Source organism: Pantoea sp. R102, from assembly GCF_004916815.1.
Taxonomy (GTDB): domain Bacteria; phylum Pseudomonadota; class Gammaproteobacteria; order Enterobacterales; family Enterobacteriaceae; genus Pantoea; species Pantoea dispersa.
Genome location: NZ_SDFT01000298.1, coordinates 1 through 1,220, shown reverse-complemented (window position 1 = coordinate 1,220; position 1,220 = coordinate 1). Strand labels below are relative to the sequence as shown.

Below are 1,220 nucleotides of genomic sequence, written 5' to 3'. Positions count from 1 at the left end.
GGCCAGCGCCAGCGCTTCAGCGGTGATGCCGGTTTTCTCCTGGCCCATCAAAATACAGGTCGGTTTGGTGTAATCGATCTCGCGGAAATCGACCGCTTTGTCTGACAGATGGGTCGCCAGCACCTGCATGCCGCGATCTTTCAGATGGCGCACCGCATCAGCAATGTGGCGATGGGTTTTCACCTTCACCCAACTGTTACTGCCCGCCGACGCGGACACCATGGTGCGCATACGCACGCTGGGCCATACGGCGTGTACTTCGTGGATGCCGACGGCGTCGGCGGTGCGGATCACCGCAGAGACATTGTGCGGCTTATGCACCTGCTCCATGCAGACGGTGAGATCGTGCTGGCGCATGGCCAGCATCTCCTGGATACGAGCAAAACGTTGAGCGTTCATGCACTAATTACGGTTACGGTGAACTTTAATCACGTCCGGCATCACGCGGATTTTACGCATGATATTGGCCAGATGGACGCGATCGTTCGCGGTGAGGCGGATGAAGGCGCTGTAAACGCGGCCGTCACGCTCTTCGGTATTGAGGCTTTGAATATTCGAACCTGCGGTATTGATTGCCGCGGTCAGGTTGGCCAGCGCGCCCTGGTGGTTAAACATATCCACCTTAATCTCGGCGACAAACTCCTGATCGGTCACTTTATCCCATTCAACCGGCATGAATTTTTCCGGTTCTTTCTGGTAGCCGCGAATGTTACGGCAGGATTCGTGATGCACCACCAGCCCTTTACCGGGGCTGACGTGCGCGACAATCGGGTCGCCAGGAATCGGACGGCAGCACTTGGCGAAAGTGATCAGTACGCCATCAGCGCCCTTGATTGGCAGCTTTTTGCTGCGCTTACTGCTGCCAGATGACGGTTCGCTGCCGGATTGCAGCAGGTTCTTCGCCACCACCACGCTCATGGCATTGCCGAGGCCAATCTCCGCCAGCAGATCGTCGATGCTGGAGAGCTTCATACGCTCCAGCTCCTGCTGAATATTCTCCGCCGGAATCTCGGCCAGTTTTTTGCTGCCGCCGAGCGCGTGGCTCAACAGACGACGACCGAGGTTAACGGAATCTTCGCGCTTGAGGTTTTTCAGCAGCTGGCGAATTTTGGCACGCGCTTTTGAGCTCACCACAAAGTTGAGCCACGCGGCATTTGGCCGGGCGCCAGGTGCGGTAATGATTTCAATCGTCTGGCCGCTGGTCAGCGCCTGCGACAGCG

At 57.5% G+C, this 1,220-nt stretch carries 2 protein-coding genes; both read right to left on the bottom strand.

The window, feature by feature from the left end; all coding sequences use genetic code 11:
• Positions 1 to 399, bottom strand: a 399-nt coding sequence (gene trmH, locus ERD80_RS22100; protein WP_136548569.1) for a tRNA (guanosine(18)-2'-O)-methyltransferase TrmH, incomplete at its 3' end; no start/stop codon positions are given.
• Positions 400 to 402: 3 nt separating this feature from the next.
• Positions 403 to 1,220, bottom strand: an 818-nt coding sequence (locus ERD80_RS22095) for an ACT domain-containing protein (RefSeq protein WP_248295889.1), incomplete at its 5' end; no start/stop codon positions are given.